Source organism: Amycolatopsis sp. SID8362 (assembly GCF_010550475.1).
Classification (GTDB): domain Bacteria; phylum Actinomycetota; class Actinomycetes; order Mycobacteriales; family Pseudonocardiaceae; genus Amycolatopsis; species Amycolatopsis eburnea.
Genome location: NZ_JAAGNB010000703.1, coordinates 1 through 3,121 on the forward strand (window position 1 = coordinate 1; position 3,121 = coordinate 3,121).

General features: G+C 73.6%; 1 protein-coding gene and 1 pseudogene. Both read right to left on the reverse strand.

What is annotated here, in order from left to right:
• Positions 1–355 (reverse strand): annotated as a pseudogene (locus G3I65_RS21770) (hypothetical protein); the annotation flags it as partial.
• The gene (locus G3I65_RS57435) at positions 355–3,120 is read right to left on the reverse strand and encodes an SNF2-related protein (protein WP_309235608.1); all 2,766 of its coding nucleotides are present in this window, start codon (positions 3,118–3,120) and stop codon (positions 355–357) included. The pseudogene G3I65_RS21770 and the gene G3I65_RS57435, both read right to left, overlap by 1 nt.
• Position 3,121 lies beyond the last annotated feature (1 nt).

Sequence of the window (3,121 nt, forward strand, 5' to 3'; positions counted from 1 at the left end):
CCGGCAGGAGGTCGGCGCCCGCCTCACGGGCCTGCTCGGCGAGCGCGCCCGGCAGTTCGCCGTCGAGCAGCGCCGCGGCGTGCCCGAGCCGCGTGCCGACCACGCCGAGCAGGGTGTCCCACTCGCCGTCGGTGAAGGTGCGCATGGCGATGGTGACTTTGTAGGGCTCGGGACGGCTGCCGCGCACCCGCGCCGTCATCGCCCCGGCGCCGAAGTGCAGCTCGGTGACCGTGCCCTTGCGCGCGTACGTCCGGCCGCGCGGCAGCCGGTTCGGGTCGAGCTTCGCCCGCTGCTCCAGCGCGTCGACCCAGGCCCGCCCCCACCAGGTGGTGCCGAAGTTCCGCCGCGGCGGCATCACCCGCTCCCGAGCCGGACCAGATCGGCGAGCGCGTCGTCGGACAGCTCGGTGATCCAGTCCTCCCCCGCGCCGACGATCGACTCGGCCAGCCCGCGCTTCTTCTCGAGCACCTCGGCGATCCGCTCTTCGAGGGTCCCTTCGGCGATCAGCCGGTGCACCTGGACGGGCCGGTCCTGCCCGATCCGGTAGGCGCGGTCGGTGGCCTGGTCTTCGACCGCGGGGTTCCACCAGCGGTCGTAGTGGATGACGTGGGTGGCGCGGGTCAGGTTGAGCCCGACCCCGCCGGCCTTCAGCGAAAGCAGGAACACGGGGATCTCGCCGGCCTGGAACCGGTCGACCATGTCCTGCCGCTTCGACGGCGAGCTGTCCCCCGAGAGGACTTCGGTGGGCAGCCCCCGCTCCTGGAGGCGGCGTTCGAGCAGCCGGCAGAGCTGGACGTACTGGCTGAACACGAGGACGCTCTCGCCTTCGTCGAGGATGACGTCCAGCAGTTCTTCGAAGGCCGCGAGCTTGCCGGAGCGGCCGGTGAGCGCGCCGTGCGGTTCCTTGAGGAACTGCGCCGGGTGGTTGCAGATCTGCTTCAGTTCGGTGAGCAGTTGCAGCACCTGGCCACGCCGCTTGATGCCCTGCGACTCCCGGATCTCGGCGAGGTTCTCGCGCACGACGGCTTCGTACAGGGTGGTCTGCTCGGCGGTGAGCGGGACGAACCGGTCGGTCTCGGTCTTGGGCGGCAGCTCCGGCGCGATGTCGGGGTCGGTCTTGCGGCGGCGGAGGAGGAACGGCCGGACGGTGGCGGCGAGCCGTTCGGTGACTTCCTTGTCGCGGTCGCGCTCGATCGGTTTGGCGACGGTGCGGCGGAAGCGGTCGAGCGGGCCGAGCAGGCCGGGGGTGGTCCAGTCCACAATGGACCACAGTTCGGTGAGCCGGTTTTCGACCGGGGTGCCGGTGAGGGCGACTTTCGCCCGGGCGGGGATCTTGCGGAGTTCCTTGGCGGTGGCGGACAGCGGGTTTTTGACGTGCTGCGCTTCGTCCGCGGCGACCAGGCCCCAGTCCACTTCGGACAGCGTCTCGCGGTCGCGGCGGAGGACGCCGTAGGTGGCGAGGACGACTTCGTCGGGGGCGAGGTCGTCGAGGTGACGGCTGCCGCCGTGGAACCGGCGGACGGGGATTTCGGGGGCGAAACGGGCGAACTCGCGCTCCCAGTTGCCGAGGAGGGAGGTGGGGCAGAGAACGAGGGTGGGCCCGCCGAAGAGTTGGGGCTCGGCGGTAGCAGACTCGGCACGGGCCAGCTGCGGCTCGGCCGCGGGCACGGCATCGGGCTCGGCGGCAGGGGGCTGGGCATCGGCAACAGTCGAGGACTCAGCTCCCCCGGGCACGGGCTCGCCGCCGGTAAGCGGGGCATCGACGCCAGCCGATCGGTACGCGCCGATGGCCGAGGTGGGCTGGGCATCGGCGCCGGCGGGCTGCGGCTCGGCTCCGGACTGCAGGTCGCTGCCGGCAGGTGCGGAATCGGCGGCAGGCAGCGAGCCGGTGGGCGGAGTGTCGGCGCCGGTGAGCCGAGGCTCGACTGCGGGCACGGCGCCAGACTCGGACTCGGCGGCAGCGGGCTGCGCATCAGCACTGGCCGTCTGCGACTCGGCCCCGGCGGAGGCGGGCTCGGCGCCAGGCGGTAAGTCGCTGCCAGGAAGTGCGGAATCGGCGGCACGGAAATGGGCATCGGCACCGGTCGCGGACTCAGCTCCGCCGGGTGTGGGCTCGCCGCCGGCTGGCTGCGGCCCTGCGCCACTGCGGCGGGGATCAGCACCGGTAGGGCGAGACTCGGCGCCGGTGGAGCCGGGCTCAGTCGCGAGCAGCGCGGCTCGGCTGCCGACCTGCGGCGCAGACCGTGCCAGGGCGCGGCGGTGCAGGTGCAGGGCGATCAGCTGGATCGTCTTCCCCAGGCCCATGTCGTCGGCCAGGCACGCACCCAACCCCAGCTCCGTCATCGTGGCCAGCCAGGACAGCCCTGCCTGCTGGTACGGCCGCAGCGTCGCCTGCAACCCCGGGGGCGCCGGGATCGCGGCGTCCGCCCGGTCGCGGATGCGGGAAGCCAGGCCGCCCAGGGCCGGGGGTGCCGCGAACTCGATGCGTTCGCCGTCCAGGTCCAGTTCGCCCGTCAGGGCCGCCGCCAGGGCTTCGGCTGCCTCCAGTTTGCGGGGGCGGGCGCGGACGCGGGCCAGCAGCTGCGGGTCCACCCGGACCCACTGGCCGCGCAGGCGGACCAGCGGGCGCTTCGCCTCGGCGAGCGCGGCCACTTCCGCCGCTGTCAGCTGCTCGCCGCCCAGGCTGAGCTGCCAGCGGAACTCCAGCAGCGAACGCAAGGCGAACTCCGGTCCCGCGACGCTCGCCGGGGCCTGGGTCGCGCTCGCCTTCGCCTTCACCTCGCCCGCGAACAGGCCCTTCGACCAGAGCACCTCGATGCCCGCGCCGCCCAGCTCGCGGGCGCCGTCGGTGAGGAGGTCGACGACCTCTTCGTCGGACAGGACCAGTGACGCCGGGGCCGGCTCGGCCAGCACGCGGCCCAGCGGCGCCCACGCCCGCGCCCCGCGGCGCAGGCCGAGCAGCAGCTGCGTTTCGACCTGGTCGCCGAGGCGGTTCAGGACCGCGTCCGGCGCGTCCCAGAGCGTGGCCGCCTCCACCACCAGGCTCGGCTCGGCCAGGCTCCGGACCGCCAGCACCCCCGCGAACGTGTCGTCGTCCAGGCCCTCGACGCGCAGCAGCACC